Origin of the sequence: Halomonas cupida, from assembly GCF_900142755.1 — a bacterium.
Lineage (GTDB): Bacteria > Pseudomonadota > Gammaproteobacteria > Pseudomonadales > Halomonadaceae > Halomonas > Halomonas cupida.
The window spans coordinates 449,528-467,507 of the sequence record NZ_FRCA01000001.1 but is presented as its reverse complement, the minus strand read 5'-3'; the positions used below and the strand labels follow the sequence as shown (position 1 = coordinate 467,507).

Sequence of the window (17,980 nt, the reverse complement as noted above, 5' to 3'; positions counted from 1 at the left end):
GCCGTTACTTGCGTTCGAACAGCAGCATGGATTCGAGGTGAGAAGTGTGCACGAACAGGTCCGCCATCGCGACACGCTTCAAGGCAAAGCCTCCCTGCAACAAGTATGCCGCATCGCGTGCCAATGTGGCCGGATCACAGGCAATGTACAACACCCGCGTCACCGACATCTGTTCGGCCAACGCTCGACACACCGCTTCTGCACCATCACGGGGCGGATCCAGCACCACTACCTCGGTAGACAGGTCTGCGAACAATGCCGCAACCTCTCCATCGTCGTGCAGATTGGCCCGGCGTGAGTCGACTTCCAGCTGATTACGCCCGGCATTGATGGCCAGACGCTTGACCATGTCCGCCTGCCCTTCCACAGCGGTGACACGGTAGCCTGAACGAGCCAGTGGCAGACTGAAATTGCCCAGCCCGGCGAACAGGTCGAGCAAGGTGGTGGCGCCCGGGCCCAGCCACTCAAGAACCGTCACCACCATCAGGCGGTTGACACCATCATTGGCCTGCAGGAAGTCCTGAGGCTCGAGCAACAGCGTCAAGTCATCCGGCGCCCCCGGAACGGCGACGCTCAACTGTGGCGCCAGCTGCGGCCACAACCACTCCAGCGTTGGCTGCTCGCGACCAACCCATTGCGCCAGACGTAGTTGTCGCTGCTGCGCCCATTGCTGCCAACGTTGCTGATCCGCGTGATGACGCCGCAGCTGGCGAATTACCAGGCTCGGGCCTTGGTCACTGTACAGCAACTCGATATGACCGACATGCCGGGGAGCTTCCAGACCGTCAAGCAGTTGCCCAAGCGCCGGCAGCAGTGCCGCCAGTTCCGGCACCAGTATGGTGCAATGCTCCACCGCCACCAGGCGTTGGCTGTTGCGTGCCCGAAAACCGAGGTGAATTCTACCCTCGGCATCGACTCTCACACCCAGCCGCGCACGACGCCGATAGTGCTGATTCCGGGTTGCCAACACCTCGACATCACCACTGAACTCGATACCCTGACGCTGCAGCAGTTCCCTCAGCACACCAGACTTGTGTCGACGCTGGGCGTCGACGTCCATGTGCTGGAGGTCACAGCCTCCGCAACGTCCAGCATGGGAACAGGGTGGTGTGACACGCAGTGGCGACGCCGCTACCACGTCACTGGCATGGGCTTCATCGTAGCGTCCGCGTGATCGGTGCACGGCGATGGCAACACGCTCTCCGGGCAGTGCGCCATCCACGAATACCCGCTTGCCGTCATGAGTGCGCGCAATACCTCGCCCATCATGAGCCAGCCCCTCGATATCAACCTGTCCCGGGGCCACACCGTTTTCGACACTCCGAGGTACGCCTTCACGTCCCCCAGATGCCTTGCGCGACAACCCCGAGCCACCGGACGCCGCTCTCGACGGACGCCGCTTGCCAAGTGTGGACACGCTACAGCTCCGGGGCCAGAAGGCCAGTCGACAGATAACGATCGCCACGATCACAGACGATGAATACGATCACCGCATTCTCCACCTGCTCGGCAATACGCAGGGCTCCGGCCAGAGCCCCTCCGGAGGAGACTCCCGCGAGGATCCCTTCCTCCCGCGCCAGCCGGCGCATATGGTGCTCAGCTTCATGCTGCCCAATATCGAGCACTCGATCGACCCGAGCAGGCTCGAAGATCTTCGGCAGATATTCCTCTGGCCAACGGCGAATACCCGCAATACTGGCACCATCTTCCGGCTGCAGGCCTATCACCTCAATCTCGCTGCGCTGCTCCTTGAGATAGCGCGACACGCCCATGATCGTACCGGTGGTGCCCATGGAACTCACGAAATGAGTGATGGTACCGCCGGTCTGCTGCCATAATTCCGGACCGGTGGTGCGATAATGCCCCAGCGGGTTATCGGGATTGGCAAACTGGTCAAGCGCCTTGCCCTCGCCCCTGGCGATCATGGTATCAGCGAGATCGCGAGCTTCTTCCATGCCACCTTCGCGGCTGACTTCGATAAGCTCTGCGCCATAGGCGGCCATGGCCTGCTTGCGCTCGACGGAGGCGTTCTCCGGCATGATCAGGACCATCCGATAGCCCTTCATCGCCGCGACCATGGCCAGAGCGATACCGGTGTTACCGGACGTGGCCTCGATCAGCGTATCGCCGGGCACGATGTCCCCCCGGGCCTCGGCTTCGCTGAACATCGACAGCGCAGGGCGATCCTTGACCGAGCCGGCGGGGTTGTTGCCCTCCAGCTTGGCGAGTAGAACATTGTTGCGACCGGCGGTGATACGCTTCAAACGAACCAGCGGGGTCTGGCCCACCACCTGTTCGAGGGTCAGAAATTCCATGCAACCTACCTTGTTGAGTGGTCTGCTCTGCATTATATCGGTGACCATGGGTACTGGACAGGCGTGGCACCATGAGCTGACATAGGGGAACTCCAACTGGACGGACAGCAGTACATGTCGCTTAAATCCCGCTTGATGCTGGCACTCCTCGGCCTGCCGATGCTGTTGCTTACGCTGATGGCCTCTCTGTCGTTGTACCACGAGAATTCGCTGCGACAGTCCGCCATGCAGGCGCGAATCAACGATGCGGTCGATCTGCTGGCACCGCAGCTCGGCGAGGCGCTGGCCATGAACGATGCCGCAGCCCTGCAGAAGGCGGCCAACCAGTTGATGGACTCTCCGTCGATTCGTGCTCTGCGTCTACAGCGGGGCAATCAGTCCGTGCTCGAATTCGGTCGGCTGCGCGGCGAAGCGCTGGCGGTCAGCCCCTCCGGTGAACGTCGTCTGATGCAGCACTACCGCCAGTGGGTGGTCGTCGTCCCCCTGGCACAGACTCAGGATGCCTGGCTGATTCTCGATGTCGATGCCTCGCTGCTGCTGCTGGCCAATTACAGCGACCTGGCTCGAGCGGCTCTGATCCTGCTGGTCTGCGGCCTGTTGCTGTTTCTGGTGGCATTCTCGTTATCGCGACGCATTACCCAACCACTGGATGATATGAGCCATCTACTGGACCAGCTCTCCCTGGGTCGCCAGCCACCACACATGCCCGTGGACAAGCCCGCGGAACTGGCCGAGCTGGCGGCAAGGATCAATGCACTGGCCGACCATATGGCCGAGGCCCGTGAGGATCTGAATCATCAGATCGAGAGCGCGACCCGCGAACTGCAGGAGTCCATGGAAACCATCGAGGTGCAGAATATCGAGCTGGATATTTCGCACCGCCAGGCAGTGGAAGCCAATCGCGTGAAATCGGAGTTCCTGGCCAACATGAGCCACGAGATCCGTACGCCGCTCAACGGCATCGTCGGCTTCTGCCGACTGCTTGGACGTTCCCCTCTGGATCAACGACAGCAGGAATGGCTGGACCAGGTGCAACGCGCCTGCAACAACCTGCTGTCGCTGGTCAATGATGTGCTCGACTTCTCAAAGCTTGAGGCCGGCCGACTGGTCCTCGAGCATGTGCCTGTCGATATCCAGACGCTGGTCGACGAGGTGCTCGGCCTGCAGGCCCCGCTCGCTCACCAGAAGGACCTGCAACTGTTGAGCCTGGTATACGACGACGTGCCGCCACAGTTGACTGGTGACCCGCTACGCATCCGCCAGGTGCTGACCAACCTGGTCAATAACGCCATCAAGTTCACCGACCACGGCGAGGTCATCGTTCGAGTGATGGTCGAAGAGTCCCACAACGACTGCGTCACCCTGCGCCTGAGCGTCAGCGATACCGGCATTGGCCTGACCGACATCCAGCAGCGGAGACTGTCCCAGGCCTTCCGCCAGGCCACACCGAGTCACTCGCGCCAGTTTGGCGGTACCGGTCTGGGCCTGACCATCTCGCGCCAACTGGTGGAACAGATGGGCGGCTCCATCGGAGTCGACAGCACCCCCGAACAAGGCTCCACCTTCCACTTCACCATTTCGCTGACCGGCAACCCCCACCTGGAGCGCATGCCAGAGCTCGAACTCCACGACTGCCGCTTTCACGTGGAAGAACCCCACGGCCCATCACGCCGTGCCCTGGTGCATCTGGCAACGCAGTGGCAAGCGACAGTGGTCGATGAAGCCGACCATGCCAGCGTCTGCCTGGAAGCCATCAGCGCCAGAGATCTCACCGGCAAACGATTGGCCCACCTCAGACAGCGCCTCGCAACACGCTCCTGTCCGACACTGCTGATGCTCAACGCCGGGCTTCCGGACCAGGCCAGCCTGGCGCTGCCGCCGCACATCGAGATTCTGGCCAAACCGATTTCGCGCAAGGTACTGGCACAGGCCGTCGAGCGCCAGTTGAGCGGATTGCTCGGCACCGACCACCACCCCGCCCTGCTGTTGCCCCAGACTGACAAACCATTGCCGCCACCTCTCGCCATCGAAGGCGGGGAACCTGAAGTCAGTCTACTGATTGTCGATGACAGCGAGCCCAACCGGCTGTTGCTCAAGGAGCTGATCGAGGGACCTTCACGGCGATTGACACTGGCATCAAGTGGCGAGGAAGCCATTGCCCTAGCCCAGCAGCAGGACTTCGATATGGTGCTGATGGATATCCGCATGAAGGGTATTGACGGCGTCGAGGCGACCCAGGCATTGCGCCGTATCAGCGACAGCTGGCGGGAGCGTCCGATCATCGCCGTGACCGCCCACGTACTCGAGTCCCAGCGGCGCGAATTACTGCAGAAAGGCATCGACGACGTGCTGATCAAGCCGCTGGATCCTGCTCATCTTGATGAACTGCTGCAGATCTGGCTGGGTATCTCACTGCATACCGGCAAGCCAGCCTCGCCAACCTCTCAGCCACAGCCAACCACACCGTCTCCGGGCAAGGGAGACGATCTCCCCATCGTCGACCTCCAGCTAGGGACTCGAGTGGCCGGAGGCCGCGAGGCGCTGGCGAAACAGTTGATCGCGTCTCTCGCGGCCTCGCTGGACGCCACGCAACAGGATATCGACGCGGCCATCGAGCAAGACGACGAGGAGGCCCTGCTCGACGCCATTCATGGGCTCAATGGCGCCTGTCGTTACTGCGGCGTTCCGCGCCTGGCGCTGCTGGTGGAAACCATCGAGACCCGTCTGCGCTCAAGAGGCATGCAGGACACCATGGCCATGCTGCCCGACCTGACTGCCGCCATGCAGCAACTACAGCAGTGGCAGCAACAGCATGGCAGTGAAACCGAAGCGCCGGAAGCCAACGCCAGTACATCCACTCCCCCGCATAGCCTCTAGCCGCCAGGTCGTTCAGTCGCCTTCCAGCACCACAAAGGCGACCGCCACATCCGACTCGTCACTGAGGCTAAGGTGACTACGGATGACGCCACGCTCCGCGGCAAGCTGCGCAGCCACTCCCGACAACACCAGCCGAGGACAACCCAGGTCATCATTGACCACTTCGATCTCCCCCCAGCTCATGCCGTAGCGCAATCCGGTGCCCAGCGCCTTGAGAAAGGCCTCCTTGGCAGCAAAGCGCTTGGCAAGCCAGGCCGCTGGCTGCGCGGCACTGTCCAGCGCAGGGCGTTCATTCTGCCCGAGGATGCGAGCAGCAAAACGCGCGCCATGACGCTCGGTGGCCGCAGCAAACCGCTCGATACGGGCGATGTCGGTACCAATTCCGAGGATCATGGCAGGCGACTCCCCGCGTGCAACGGTGGGCAGAACTCAATGAATGTGGTCATCGTCGTGGTCGTGCTCCATCCCATCAATCGCCGCGACCAATCCAGCCTCGTAACCCGCAATCATCAAGCGCTTCATCTCGGCCACCGCCTCCTTGAGGCCAACAAACAGCGCACGAGCAATGATCGCATGGCCGATATTGAGCTCATGCAAGCCGGGGATGGCAGCGATGACCTCAACATTGTGGTAATGGAGTCCATGACCGGCATTGACTACCAGGCCGAGCTCCACCGCCATCTCCGCCGCCGCCACCAGGCGCTGATACTCGGTGGCTGACTGCAACGGTTCGGCATCGGCAAAGGCACCGGTGTGCAGTTCGATGGTCGGAGCACCAGCACGTTGTGCGGCGGCAATCTGGTCCGGGTCCGGGTCGATGAACAGCGATACGTCACAGCCTGCCGCGGCCAGACGCTGACAGGCATTGCGCACGGCCTCGAACTGGCCAACCACATCCAGTCCGCCTTCAGTGGTCAGTTCCTCGCGCTTCTCCGGTACCAGGCAGACATGTGCCGGGCGTACTTCCTCGGCCAGCGCCAGCATCGGCTCGGTCACCGCCATTTCGAGGTTCATGCGCGTGTTGAGCACCTCGGCCAGCAAGCGGATATCTCGCTCCTGGATATGCCGGCGATCTTCACGCAGATGCACAGTGATGCCATCTGCCCCGGCCTCCTCGGCGAGCAATGCCGCCTGGATTGGATCCGGATAGCGGGTGCCCCGCGCCTGGCGCAGAGTGGCGATATGATCGATGTTGACACCGAGTAGCAGTCGAGGGGGATACATCATGGTCTCCGTAGCACTGTGCAGAGTCGAGGAGCCCGGCGCTGCCACCGTCAGGGATTGGAGCGGCCGGGTTCGTGGAGTTCGGTAAACAACTCACCTGGTGAAGGTTCAGGGAATCAACGCATGGTATCACTGCGCTCGACGACGTTGGGCCATGGCCTGCATCAATTGTCGCGAACGCAGTGGCCGATCGCCCAACAGTGGTGCCAGTGCGGCGCGAGTCACTGCCTTGGCGACACCTGCGAGACCGGGTTCACTCCAGTCGGCATGCGACAGCAGACGCAGCGTACGGCCATCGATGCCCTGAGAAGCCGCGACAAAAGCACGGCTGGAGGTGTCATATTGATAGCGAGCCTGAGGGTCCAGTGCATCACCGTCGGGAGTACAGAAACGCGGAGCCGCATCCAGCGCATCGAGCAGTGCCACTTCCAGACGCCGCAAGGCCGGTGCACGCTCCGCCGGGCGCATCAGCTCGGAAAGCAGCGAGGTGTAGAAGGCAAATACCTCAGGCACGGCAAACTCCACCGGTAACAGGCGAGTCAGCAGTTCATTGGCATACAAACCACACAGAAGACCCTCGCCGACCAGCATGGCAGCCGTTCCGCGCGACTCCACCAGACGTAGGCGCTTGAGCTCCCGCTCGCCCTGCCAGGTGATATGCAGCGGCGAGAAGGGTTGCATCTGACTACGCGAACGACTGCCGGGACGCTGCATGCCCTGAGCCACGGCCCGTACCCGGCCATGGTCCAGGGTCAGCAGTTCCACCAGCGCACTGGTTTCGCGATAGGGACGCCGGTGCAGAAGAAAGGCGGGCTGTGGCTGCATCGCAGAAACTCGACAATGATCGCTCAGAAAGTGCCTGCCGTGCGCAGGTCAGTCGAGGTCGTAGCCGAGACTCTTCAGTGCACGTTCGTCATCGGACCAGCCACGCTTGACCTTGACCCACAGGTTGAGCATTACCTTGCTGCCGAAGGCACGCTCCATGTCGAGACGCGCCTCGCGGCCGATGCTCTTGATGCGCTCGCCGTTCTCACCGATCAGAATCTTCTTCTGGCCCTGACGTTCGACCAGAATCAAGGCACTGATGTGAGTGACACGTGGATCTTCCCGGAATTCCTCGATTTCCACGGTCATCTGATAAGGCAGCTCATCACCCAGTTGCCTCATGACCTTCTCCCGGACCAGCTCGGATGCGAGGAAGCGCTGGCTGCGATCAGTGACCTGGTCTTCCGGGAAGAAGTGGATTCCCTCAGGCAGATGGCCAGCAATCTCCGCCTCCAGCTCCGGGACATTGGTACCGTGCTTGGCAGAGATAGGCACTACAGCAGCGAATTCACGACGCGCCCCAACCTCGGCCAACCAGGGCAGCAGGCTGGCCTTGTCAGTCAGGCGGTCGACCTTGTTGACGGCCAGAATCACCGGAGCCTTGACGTGCTCGAGGCGTTGCAGCACGACCTGATCCTCTTCCGACCAGCGAGTACGGTCAATGAGAAACACCACGCAATCCACGTCGCGCAAGGCCTGAACCGCAGCCTGGTTCATGAAGCGGTTGATCGCCTTGTTGCGATCCTTCGCCATGATATGGATACCTGGCGTATCGACATAGATGAACTGAGTGTCATCCTCGGTCTTGATGCCCATCACCTGGTGACGGGTCGTCTGAGGACGACGCGAGGTGATGGAAATCTTCTGGCCGAGGATACGGTTCATCAATGTCGATTTGCCGACATTGGGACGGCCGACGATGGCGACAAAGCCACAGCTCTGGGTCATGCGCTGACTCCCTTGGGGTCGAGTAGTGCAAGAGCACGCTCGGCGGCCTGCTGCTCCGCGTGACGACGGCTGGAGCCGTTACCTACTGTATGTTCCTCGAGCATCTCGATATGACACTCGACGGTGAATATCTGCGCGTGGGCCTCGCCCTCCACCGCCGTCACCTCGTAGCGTGGCAAGGGTGACTGGCGTGACTGAAGAAATTCCTGCAGGCGGGTCTTGGGATCCTTCTGCGATTCCTTGAGATTGATGTTCTCGAGACGCTCGGCAAACCAGGTCAATACTCGCTGGCGGACCACATCCATGCCCGCATCCAGGTAGATCGCGCCGATCACGGCTTCTACCGCGTCGGCGAGAATCGACTCGCGGCGGTGGCCGCCACTCTTCATCTCACCGGAGCCCAGGCGCAGGCATTCGCCCACGCTCATCTCGCGGGCAAGCTCCGCCAGGGTCTGACCCTTGACGAGTCGAGCACGCAGACGCGAAAGCTGGCCTTCGCGTGCTTCGGGGAAACGTTGAAAAAGTGCCTCGGCGATCACGAAATTGACGATCGAGTCTCCGAGAAACTCGAGCCGTTCATTATTGCGGCCACCGAAGCTCCGATGCGTCATCGCCAATTCAAGGAGTTCAGAGTCCTCGAATTCGTGGCCGATGCGGTGACTGAAGGCGGTCAGGGGATTACTCACGACGCTCCTGCTGATTCAATATGGTGGGGGCTGGTGACAACACGCCGGCGAAGGTCCCGAAGGACCATCACCGGCGGCCGAGTGCGAAGCGAAAGCTCCCCTCAGGGGATCAATCTCACGTTGGAGAAACTCGGCAGGCCACCATCCCAATGCATCCACACGGCAAATGCCTTGCCTACGATATTCTCCTCCGGAACGAAGCCCCAGTAGCGACTATCGTCGGAGTGATCACGATTGTCTCCCATGACGAAATACATGCCCTCGGGCACCACCCGTTCATGCCTCAAGACACCAGGCTCTCGTGGACTATTGTAGATATCGTGTTGATGATCGCCCAACTGCTCGACATATTTCTCTTCTCCCGGAGCACTGTCCGGGGAGGAATCGACCAGCGTCTTGGTAACCGGCTCGCCGTTGACGTACAACTGCTTGTCGAGGTAGGCCACACGGTCACCCGGCAGACCAACCACCCGCTTGATGAAGTTGACCGACGGATCCTTGGGGAAACGGAACACCATCACATCTCCCCGCTCCGGCTCCCCTACTTCCACGACCTTGGTGTCGAGAACCGGCAGGCGCAGCCCATAGCTGAACTTGTTGACCAGGATGAAATCCCCGACCTCCAGCGTCGGCCGCATGGAGCCGGACGGAATCTGGAAAGGCTCGACCACGAAACTGCGCAACACCAATACCACCAGCAGCACCGGGAAGAAGGACCGGGCATAATCCACCGGCCAGGGGTCGCGGACAGCCGCCGATGAAGCGTCAGCCCCCGCGGCTTGAGCCTCCTGCATGGCCGTCGCCTTGCGACGGGGCCGCCAGAAGACCAGATCGAGCAACGCAACCAGCCCTGTGACCGCCACCGCGACCACCAATATCAGGGAAAAATCCATGTATGTGTTTCCTAGTCATTCACCTTGAGCACGGCAAGGAAGGCATCCTGAGGAATCTCCACGCGGCCTACCTGCTTCATGCGCTTCTTGCCCGCCTTCTGTTTCTCGAGCAGCTTCTTCTTGCGGGACACGTCTCCGCCATAACACTTGGCGGTGACGTTCTTGCGCAGCGCCTTGACGGTAGAACGCGCTACCACCTGACCACCGATTGCCGCCTGAATGGCTACATCGAACATCTGGCGCGGGATCAGTTCCTTCATCTTCTCGACCAACAGCCGCCCGCGGCCGTGGGCGTGATCGCGGTGGATGATCACCGCCAGAGCGTCAACACGATCTCCGTTGATCAGCACATCGAGGCGCACCAGTTTTGCCGCCTCGAAGCGTTCGAAGTTGTAATCGAGAGAAGCGTAACCCTTCGAGATCGACTTGAGTCGGTCGAAGAAATCCATGACCACTTCACTCATCGGCAGTTCATAGGTCAATTGGATCTGGTTACCGAGGAACAGCATATCGAGCTGGGTACCACGACGCTGTTCACACTCGGCGATCACATTGCCGACGAATTCCTGAGGCACCAGGATACTGGCACGCACGATCGGCTCACGCATCTCCTCCACATCCGCCATGTCCGGCAGCTTGGAAGGGTTGGACACATAATCCAGATCACCATTCTTCATCGCCAGCTCATAGACCACGGTGGGCGCCGTGGTCAGCAGGTCGAGGTCATACTCCCGCTCCAGGCGCTCCTGGACGATTTCCATGTGCAGGGTGCCGAGGAAACCGACGCGGAAGCCGAAACCGAGCGCATCGGAGTTCTCCGGCTCGTAATCCAGCGATGCATCATTCAGCGCCAGCTTGGACAACGCATCACGGAAGTCCTCGTAATCATCGGCACTGACCGGGAACATACCGGCATAGACCTGCGGCTTGACCTTCTGGAAGCCCGGTAGGCGCTTGACCTCAGCGGTCTTCGCATGGGTGATGGTGTCACCCACCGGCGCACCATGGATATCCTTGATACCCGCCACCACGAACCCGACTTCACCCGCGCGCAACATGCCGGTTTCCTTGCGCAGCGGTGTAAAGATACCGACCTCGTTGGCCTGCCAGTCGCGCCCTGTCGACAGAATGCGAATCTTCTCGCCCTTCTTCAGGGTACCGTCGAAGATCCTCACCAGAGACACCACCCCGAGGTAGTTGTCGAACCAGGAGTCGATGATCAGTGCCTGCAGCGGTGCCTCACGATCCCCCTTGGGAGGCGGGATATCCCGCACCAGGCGTTCGAGAAGAGCGTCGATGCCCAGGCCACTCTTGGCCGAGACCTGGCAGGCATCCGTGGCATCAAGACCGATGATTTCCTCGACCTCGTGGGCAACCTTCTCGGGGTCGGCCTGAGGCAGATCCATCTTGTTGAGAACCGGCAATACCTCAAGCCCCTGCTCGATGGCGGTGTAGCAGTTGGCTACCGACTGCGCCTCGACCCCCTGAGCGGCGTCAACCACCAGCAGTGCACCTTCACAGGCATACAACGAACGCGACACCTCATAGGAGAAGTCCACGTGCCCTGGGGTATCGATGAAGTTGAGCTGATAGGTCTCACCATCCGCCGCAACATAGTCGAGCGTTACCGACTGCGCCTTGATGGTAATGCCCCGCTCTCGCTCCAGATCCATGGAGTCGAGGACCTGCTCCTTGAGTTCGCGCTCGGTCAGGCCACCGCAACTCTGGATCAAACGATCGGCCAGGGTCGACTTGCCATGGTCGATGTGCGCGATGATCGAGAAATTACGTATATTATTGATTACCTTGCGGTTATCAGTATCTGACATGCAACGTGTTTCCGTCTGAAGGACGCGCTCGGCAACGAGCGGCTCGCCGGCAATCGGCGACGCGTGGGAAAAGTTGGCAACATTGTACCGGCATCCCCCTTTCGGCGCACCCTGCGATGCACGGCATCATGCGCCTGACTCACTCTGGCCTCGCCCTCAACGCAGACGCCCGGGCAGAACCCGGGCGTCTCAAGGCAGGCAGTGGATGCGACTACTCGCTGTCGGATCCCAGCCGCAAGGCGATAAACAGGGAGCGTCCGTCACGATAGAGACGCACGGGAACGGCGCGATCCGTCGGCAGATCCGACACCAGACTGCTCAACTGACGGGCACTCTCGACAGACTGGTGATCGATGCTCACCAGCACGTCACCAGGACGCATACCGGCGGCGGCGGCCAGACCACGCGGATCGATGTCGACGATGCGCACACCGGTATCGACTCCCATCTGTGCGGCCTCGGAGTCACTCAGCGCCTGCACCGCTACACCGAGGCGAGTCGGAGAGTCGCCACTGCCACTGGAGCCATTGCTGTTACCTGCAAGGTCCTCGGGCCAATCCGACACCGTGACCGTGATGGTCTGCTCCTCACCGTTGCGCAACAGTTTCATCTCCACGTCGGAATCCGGACTGACCCGACCAATCAAACGCGGCAGCTTGTCCGAGCTTTCCACCCGCTCACCGTTGACCTCGAGGATGATGTCGCCGGCCTGAATGCCATCGCGCGCCGCCGGCCCATCCGGATCGACATCGGCGATCAGTGCCCCTTCCGGCTGGTCCATACCGAACGACTCGGCAAGATCACGCGATACCGGCTGAATCATCACGCCGAGCCAGCCACGGGAGACATGGCCGGTGTCGCGCAACTGATTCGCCACATCCATGGCGACATTGATGGGAATCGCGAACGACAGCCCCATGAATCCACCACTGCGGGTGAATATCTGGGAGTTGATACCGATCACCTCGCCATCCAGGTTGAACAGTGGCCCACCGGAATTCCCCGGATTGATGGCCACATCAGTCTGAATGAAAGGCACATAGGCATCACGCGGCAGCGTACGATTTATTGCCGAAATGATACCTGCAGTCACCGAATGGTCGAACCCGAATGGCGAGCCGATGGCAGCCACCCACTCGCCGACCTTGAGGCCATCGGAGTCCCCGAGTTGCAGCGTAGGAAGATCATCGGCATCGACCTTGAGCACGGCCACATCGGTCTTCTCATCGGCGCCCACAAGTTCGGCCTTGAGATCACGTCGGTCATTGAGACGCACCATGATCTCATCGGCACCTGCGACCACATGAGCGTTGGTCATGATGTAACCATCGGCATCGATGACAAAACCGGAACCGAGAGACTGTCGCTCCTCGGTGTGACCGCCACCACCCGGCGGCATGGGGATACGATCGCCGAAGAAATGGCGGAAGATCTCCGGCACATCCTGGCCACCAAAGGCACCGAAGGGAATCCCTCGATCTTCGGTCATTCGAGTCGTCGAGATATTGACCACGCCGGGAGCAGCTTCTTCGACCAATTCGGTGAAGTCAGGTAACTCTCGGGCCATGGACGCCTGAGCAAACACCAGCCCTGCTGCGAGTGTTGCCCATAGGGCCAGAGTACGTGTCATTGGCTTCATGCAAGACTCCTGCTGGAAGACTATATGCAATGAATGCGATTAATTGGATGTCGGCAACCGAGGCTGCCAGTTCATCTACCATTGTTATCGAAAAAGGTTCACTCATTAGCAAGCAAACACCAAGCACCGGGTGGTGGAAGGAGGCTTCAGTCTCCGACGCCAGCATGCCCATGGCCGCAGGTTATCGGACGACAACCGCCACCAGTTATTATTAATATGGAAATCAAATAGCTCATCCTGATCGATTTGATTGTCGTCCACACCACACTGGCGCGGATGCACAGATCTGCTGGTGTGGTGCGGTCTCGCGTCGGCCTGATGGCCGACGACGGCACGTCCCTGTGCCGCCATTAACCCAACATGAAAGCATGCCGGGTTAATAACCAGAGGGGGAAATGACAGCGGCCTCATTGATCACCATGATGCTGGCACTCTGGGTGTTGACATTCTTCATGCCAATACAGCCCAACGCCAGGGGCATCAAGCGGAAGCCAGCCTTCATGAGACTGGCAAGTTCACGATGCGGAGTCGTCCTCGGCATCTTCCGAGGCAAACTCCAGCATATCGACCACACGCATCAATACGCCCGGTGGTAACTCCCCCACGGCAACAGCCTGCAGGGTCTCATCACCGCGCTCGATGCGGCGCACTGCCGCATAGTTGGCTCCCAGGCGATGCAAGCCCGGACGCAAGGTTCCCTCCCCCTCCAGAGGTTCAACAAACAGGCTGATGGTCGCCAGACCGTCACTGTAGAACTTGTGACGTCGAGGGCTGTCTTCCGGCGAAGCCAGTGCCATCAGAGGTTGCACCACGAAGCCCGGAGGCAGCCACCCGGCACTCCAGCCGACCGCGGCACTGGACGTCGGCTCCATCAACACCACTTCACCGTCGTAGAGTTCCGGCGGGGTCAGCTCGACCAGCTCGAACGTCTCGAGCACCGCACCTCGGTCATCCAGCAGCGCTCGCTTGAGCGGTATTCCGGTGACACGATCCAACCACAGTCGATAGCCATAGCGCAGACCATCCTGGGGAGCGAACTCCACGACCACGGCGGTCCGATTGGCGATTCGGCCTTCACCATGAAAGCGCAATCGATACAGCTCACTGAGATGCTCGACCAGAGCGCTGGGGGAAGCAGGGGAAGCAAGTTCGCCACTGGCACCGAGCTGAAAGCGCATGGAGCCGCCCTCACGCACCAGCGAGCGCGTAGGGCCATTGAGAAAGTACATGCGATCACTTTCGACGCCGTCCTCGATGTCACGTACCAGCGACAAGGTCACGATATCGTCATCGACGACACGCACGGCGCGTGCCTGATAGCTGTAACAGTGTGTGGCCCACACACTACGCTGAAACCATTGGTCGGGAGCTATCGCCGGAGGCGCCGACTTCAAACTACGGCAATCAAAGACCGTCTGGACTTTCGCCTGACTCGCTGCAATGCCGGCCGGCACGGCATCATTGGCCACCACGGGCAGCGTCAGTAGACTCAGCCCGATCGCCACCAGGCGAGCCAGATGAAGTGAGGTTCTCGGGTACGGCGCGGTTCTCGGGTATGGCATGGATGACATCTCGAACCGTAGGCAATGACTGGAATACCAAACGCTGACCGATCTCCAGATGTCGAAGGGTCAGCGTTTGGTGAAAGACAACCAGATCAGGCTGGTAAAAAGCCGCCACTTACTGGCTGGCAGCACTTACCTGGGTATCTCTAAGCATCGGCATCCAGTTGTCCGCGCTGCTGAACGCAGCGCCCTGGGCATGACGGTCCAGGTAGGATTGCAGCAACTGCGCCTGCTCCTGATCGGCCTGCACGGATGAGCGTGACGAGGAAGATGGCGCCAGGAACATCGGCGAAGCCACTTGAGCGCCAACGGTCATCAGACCATTGCCGCCACCACCGGACAGCTGTCCCGATTGGAACATCGGCAGATCCATCAGTGAAGGCTGTCCCGCCGAGACCCGGGCCAACCCGGAGCCCCCAGCCTGACCGGCCGAAACACCACTCCCGTCGCTGGATGCCAGACCTGGCGCCGCGGCACCGGAAGAATCGCCCAGAGAGCCGTTATAGAACTGCACACCACTGATCACCATCAGGGAGACCGCTGCAGCAATTCCCGCGCCTCTTGCCAGACCAATGCCACCTCTGCGTGCCTGGCCATGGTCCGTCTCGATGTCCATCACCGGAGCCGGCTCCTGTTCCAACCGGGCCATGATGCCTACCGAAAGGTCCACGCTGGGATCACTGTCAGTTTCGCGCCGCATGGCTGCGCGCATCAGGTGATAGCGACGCCAGCTCATCGCCGCGTCGTCATCGCTTTCCAGCGACTTCAACACTCGGCGCAACTCGAGCTCATCACCTTCATTGTCCATCAGAGCTGAAAGCGATTCCCGTGCGTTCAGAGTCATTCTCCACACCTCATTTCGACGAAGCGTTGCGCCTCACTGTCACAGATCCCCGATTCTGCTGAAGGTTCCACGCTTCCGCTGAAAGCTCCACTTACGGGGGACAGGAACGCGACCGTCCGTTTTTCGTCTTGCCGGTAACAGTCACTGGGTATGACGCCCATTTTGCTGAACAGTTCATCCCAATTTGAAAAAAATGAGGAACTCACTCTTCATCTACCTCTTTTCGGCGTCACTTACAACGCTGCCAGCCTGCATGACAACGCTCCAGCACAGTCAGTCCAGCGTCATCCATCCAACACCATCAATCCGCCACTGTCTCGCCGTTGCGCGACGTCGTGACCAACGGTTGGATATGCTGATCCACCGCCTCCCGCGCCCGGAAGATCCGGGATCGAACCGTCCCCACCGGACACTGCATGATCTGGGAAATGTCCTCGTAGGACATGCCGTCGAGCTCACGCAGAGTGATGGCGGTACGTAGATCATCCGGCAGGTTCTCGATGGCCTCGAACACCGCAGCCTCGAGCTGATCTCTGGCAATCGCGGCCTCCGGGGTCTCGATGTCGGCGAGACGCCCACTCATATCGACGATCTCGGCATCATTGATGTCGAGATCGCTTCCCGGCGGGCGACGGCCACGGGACACCAGATGGTTCTTGGCGGTATTGATCGCAATGCGATACATCCAGGTGTAGAAGGCACTCTCTGCACGGAACTTGCCCAGCGCACGATAAGCCTTGATGAAAGCCTCCTGCGCCACATCCTGCACCTCTGCATGATCATTGATATAACGCCCGATCAGGCCGAGAATCTTGTGCTGATATTTCTTCACCAGCAGGTCGAAGGCGCGGGTATCCCCTTTCTGAGCCCTTTCGACCAGCTGCTGATCAGTTTCCTTGCTCGTCATGCCACCCCTCCCCGAGCACGTCGGGACGGAGTCACAAAACGAGAGGCGAAGGCCAGAACCTCGTCGGCAGGAGTCCACCTGAAGCCTGGCGGCTGAATTCGGATCATGGGATTCGTCACGCTAAAAGGCACAAGTGTTCCTGTTTCGAGGCCTCGCATCAAGTATCCTTTACTTGGAAACCATTGAAGGCATGTGACAACACAGAATGTCCCGAGTTCCCGAAGACGATTGAATTTGCCCGATGCGCAAGAGATAGTAGACAGATTACGATAGACAGGGAGCGCAATGATGCGCCTCCCAGCGCTGACACGATACACACAGGTAGCCCTCATGTCCGACCAGCAGGTCAATAATCTCAACGTTCTCTCCCAGGACGTCCTCGTTACTCCGGAACAGCTCAAGCAGGAAGTCCCGCTGACAGCAGAAGCCGAAGCCACAGTGCTCGAGGGCCGCAGTACCATACAGAACATTCTTGATGGCAAGGACCCACGTCTGCTGATGGTGGTTGGTCCCTGCTCCATCCACGATGTCGATGCCGCACTCGACTATGCCCGCCGCCTGCGGCGCCTGGCGGATGAGGTCAAGGACACCCTGTATATCGTGATGCGCGTCTACTTCGAGAAGCCACGTACCACCGTGGGCTGGAAAGGCCTGATCAACGACCCTCATCTGAATGGCTCCTTCCAGATCGAGGAAGGACTGCACATCGCACGCCGCCTGCTGGTGGAACTGTCGGAACTCGGCCTGCCGCTGGCAACCGAAGCCCTCGACCCCATTTCCCCGCAGTACCTTCAGGACTGCATCAGTTGGTCGGCCATCGGCGCACGTACCACCGAGTCCCAGACCCACCGCGAGATGTCTTCTGGCCTGTCGGGCCCGGTCGGTTTCAAGAACGGCACGGATGGCAGCCTCGATGTCGCCGTGAACGCCCTGCAGTCCGTCGCTCACCCGCACAACTTCCTCGGCATCGACCAGAAGGGTCAAGTGGCGATCATCCGCACCCGCGGTAACGCCTACGCCCATGTCGTGCTGCGCGGCGGCAACGGCAAGCCCAACTATGACAGCGTCAGCGTGGCCCTGGCGGAACAGGAGCTCAAGAAGGCAGGCATCAAGCCCAACATCATGATCGACTGCTCCCATGCCAACTCCAACAAGGACGCCGCCCTGCAACCGCTGGTGCTGGAGAACGTCACCCACCAGATTCTCGACGGTAACCGTTCGATCATCGGCCTGATGGTCGAATCCAACATCGGCTGGGGTAGCCAGAAGATTCTCGACGATCACTCGCAGATGGCCTACGGCGTGTCGGTCACCGATGCCTGCATCGACTGGGATACCACCGTCGAGGCCCTGCGCAGCATGAATCAGCGTCTCGGTCCGGCACTCAGCCAGCGCCTGAGCTGAACCTGAAGCCGAATCCGGGCCTTC

Annotated in this window: 16 protein-coding genes; 2 read left to right on the top strand and 14 right to left on the bottom strand. The window is 60.3% G+C overall.

All coding sequences use genetic code 11. The features are described 5' to 3' along the window. Positions 1-4: 4 nt before the first annotated feature. Both BUE38_RS01990 and cysM read right to left on the bottom strand, forming a co-directional pair. Positions 5-1,417, bottom strand: a complete 1,413-nt coding sequence (locus BUE38_RS01990) for a TRAM domain-containing protein (RefSeq protein WP_073433335.1) — start codon at positions 1,415-1,417, stop codon at positions 5-7. Position 1,418: 1 nt separating this feature from the next. Then, positions 1,419-2,315 carry a cysteine synthase CysM gene (gene cysM, locus BUE38_RS01985; RefSeq protein ID WP_073433334.1) on the bottom strand — a complete coding sequence of 299 codons (897 nt, stop codon included), beginning with the start codon at positions 2,313-2,315 and terminating at the stop codon, positions 1,419-1,421. Between the two features lie 114 nt (positions 2,316-2,429). Here cysM and BUE38_RS01980 point away from each other — a divergent pair, with 114 nt between their 5' ends. Further along, entirely contained in the window at positions 2,430-5,192 is a 2,763-nt protein-coding gene (locus tag BUE38_RS01980; RefSeq protein WP_073433333.1) for an ATP-binding protein, read from the top strand. A 12-nt stretch (positions 5,193-5,204) separates the two neighbouring features. Here the strand turns inward: BUE38_RS01980 and BUE38_RS01975 are convergent, their stop codons facing one another. The 12 genes from BUE38_RS01975 to rpoE form a co-directional block, all read right to left on the bottom strand. Beyond that, entirely contained in the window at positions 5,205-5,585 is a 381-nt protein-coding gene (locus BUE38_RS01975) for a holo-ACP synthase (RefSeq protein WP_073433332.1), read from the bottom strand. Between the two features lie 36 nt (positions 5,586-5,621). Next, complete coding sequence (gene pdxJ, locus BUE38_RS01970) at positions 5,622-6,416, bottom strand: pyridoxine 5'-phosphate synthase (RefSeq protein ID WP_073433331.1); 795 nt, start codon at positions 6,414-6,416, stop codon at positions 5,622-5,624. Between the two features lie 129 nt (positions 6,417-6,545). Next, entirely contained in the window at positions 6,546-7,241 is a 696-nt protein-coding gene (gene recO / locus BUE38_RS01965; protein WP_073433330.1) for a DNA repair protein RecO, read from the bottom strand. 48 nt (positions 7,242-7,289) lie between these two features. Next, positions 7,290-8,189, bottom strand: a complete 900-nt coding sequence (era, locus tag BUE38_RS01960) for a GTPase Era (protein ID WP_073433329.1) — start codon at positions 8,187-8,189, stop codon at positions 7,290-7,292. Beyond that, positions 8,186-8,875, bottom strand: coding sequence for a ribonuclease III (rnc, locus tag BUE38_RS01955; RefSeq protein ID WP_073433328.1), 690 nt, complete (start codon positions 8,873-8,875; stop codon positions 8,186-8,188). Before rnc ends, era begins: the two co-directional genes overlap by 4 nt. Positions 8,876-8,976: 101 nt before the next feature. Next, complete coding sequence (gene lepB / locus BUE38_RS01950; RefSeq protein WP_073433327.1) at positions 8,977-9,768, bottom strand: signal peptidase I; 792 nt, start codon at positions 9,766-9,768, stop codon at positions 8,977-8,979. A gap of 11 nt (positions 9,769-9,779) precedes the next feature. Next, on the bottom strand, positions 9,780-11,597 hold the full coding sequence (gene lepA, locus BUE38_RS01945; RefSeq protein WP_073433326.1) for a translation elongation factor 4: 1,818 nt from the start codon (positions 11,595-11,597) through the stop codon (positions 9,780-9,782). Between the two features lie 211 nt (positions 11,598-11,808). Next, the gene (locus BUE38_RS01940) at positions 11,809-13,236 is read right to left on the bottom strand and encodes a DegQ family serine endoprotease (RefSeq protein WP_073433325.1); all 1,428 of its coding nucleotides are present in this window, start codon (positions 13,234-13,236) and stop codon (positions 11,809-11,811) included. A gap of 105 nt (positions 13,237-13,341) precedes the next feature. Then, positions 13,342-13,587 (bottom strand): hypothetical protein, encoded by a 246-nt coding sequence (locus BUE38_RS22300; protein WP_143166163.1) that lies wholly within the window; start codon positions 13,585-13,587, stop codon positions 13,342-13,344. A gap of 164 nt (positions 13,588-13,751) precedes the next feature. Beyond that, complete coding sequence (locus tag BUE38_RS01935; RefSeq protein WP_159438834.1) at positions 13,752-14,798, bottom strand: MucB/RseB C-terminal domain-containing protein; 1,047 nt, start codon at positions 14,796-14,798, stop codon at positions 13,752-13,754. Positions 14,799-14,916: 118 nt separating this feature from the next. Further along, on the bottom strand, positions 14,917-15,645 hold the full coding sequence (locus BUE38_RS01930; RefSeq protein ID WP_073433323.1) for a sigma-E factor negative regulatory protein: 729 nt from the start codon (positions 15,643-15,645) through the stop codon (positions 14,917-14,919). Positions 15,646-15,946: 301 nt separating this feature from the next. Beyond that, positions 15,947-16,552 carry an RNA polymerase sigma factor RpoE gene (gene rpoE / locus BUE38_RS01925; RefSeq protein WP_073433322.1) on the bottom strand — a complete coding sequence of 202 codons (606 nt, stop codon included), beginning with the start codon at positions 16,550-16,552 and terminating at the stop codon, positions 15,947-15,949. A gap of 330 nt (positions 16,553-16,882) precedes the next feature. Between rpoE and BUE38_RS01920 the strand changes: the two genes are divergently transcribed. Beyond that, positions 16,883-17,956 carry a 3-deoxy-7-phosphoheptulonate synthase gene (locus BUE38_RS01920; protein WP_073433755.1) on the top strand — a complete coding sequence of 358 codons (1,074 nt, stop codon included), beginning with the start codon at positions 16,883-16,885 and terminating at the stop codon, positions 17,954-17,956. Positions 17,957-17,980: the final 24 nt, after the last annotated feature.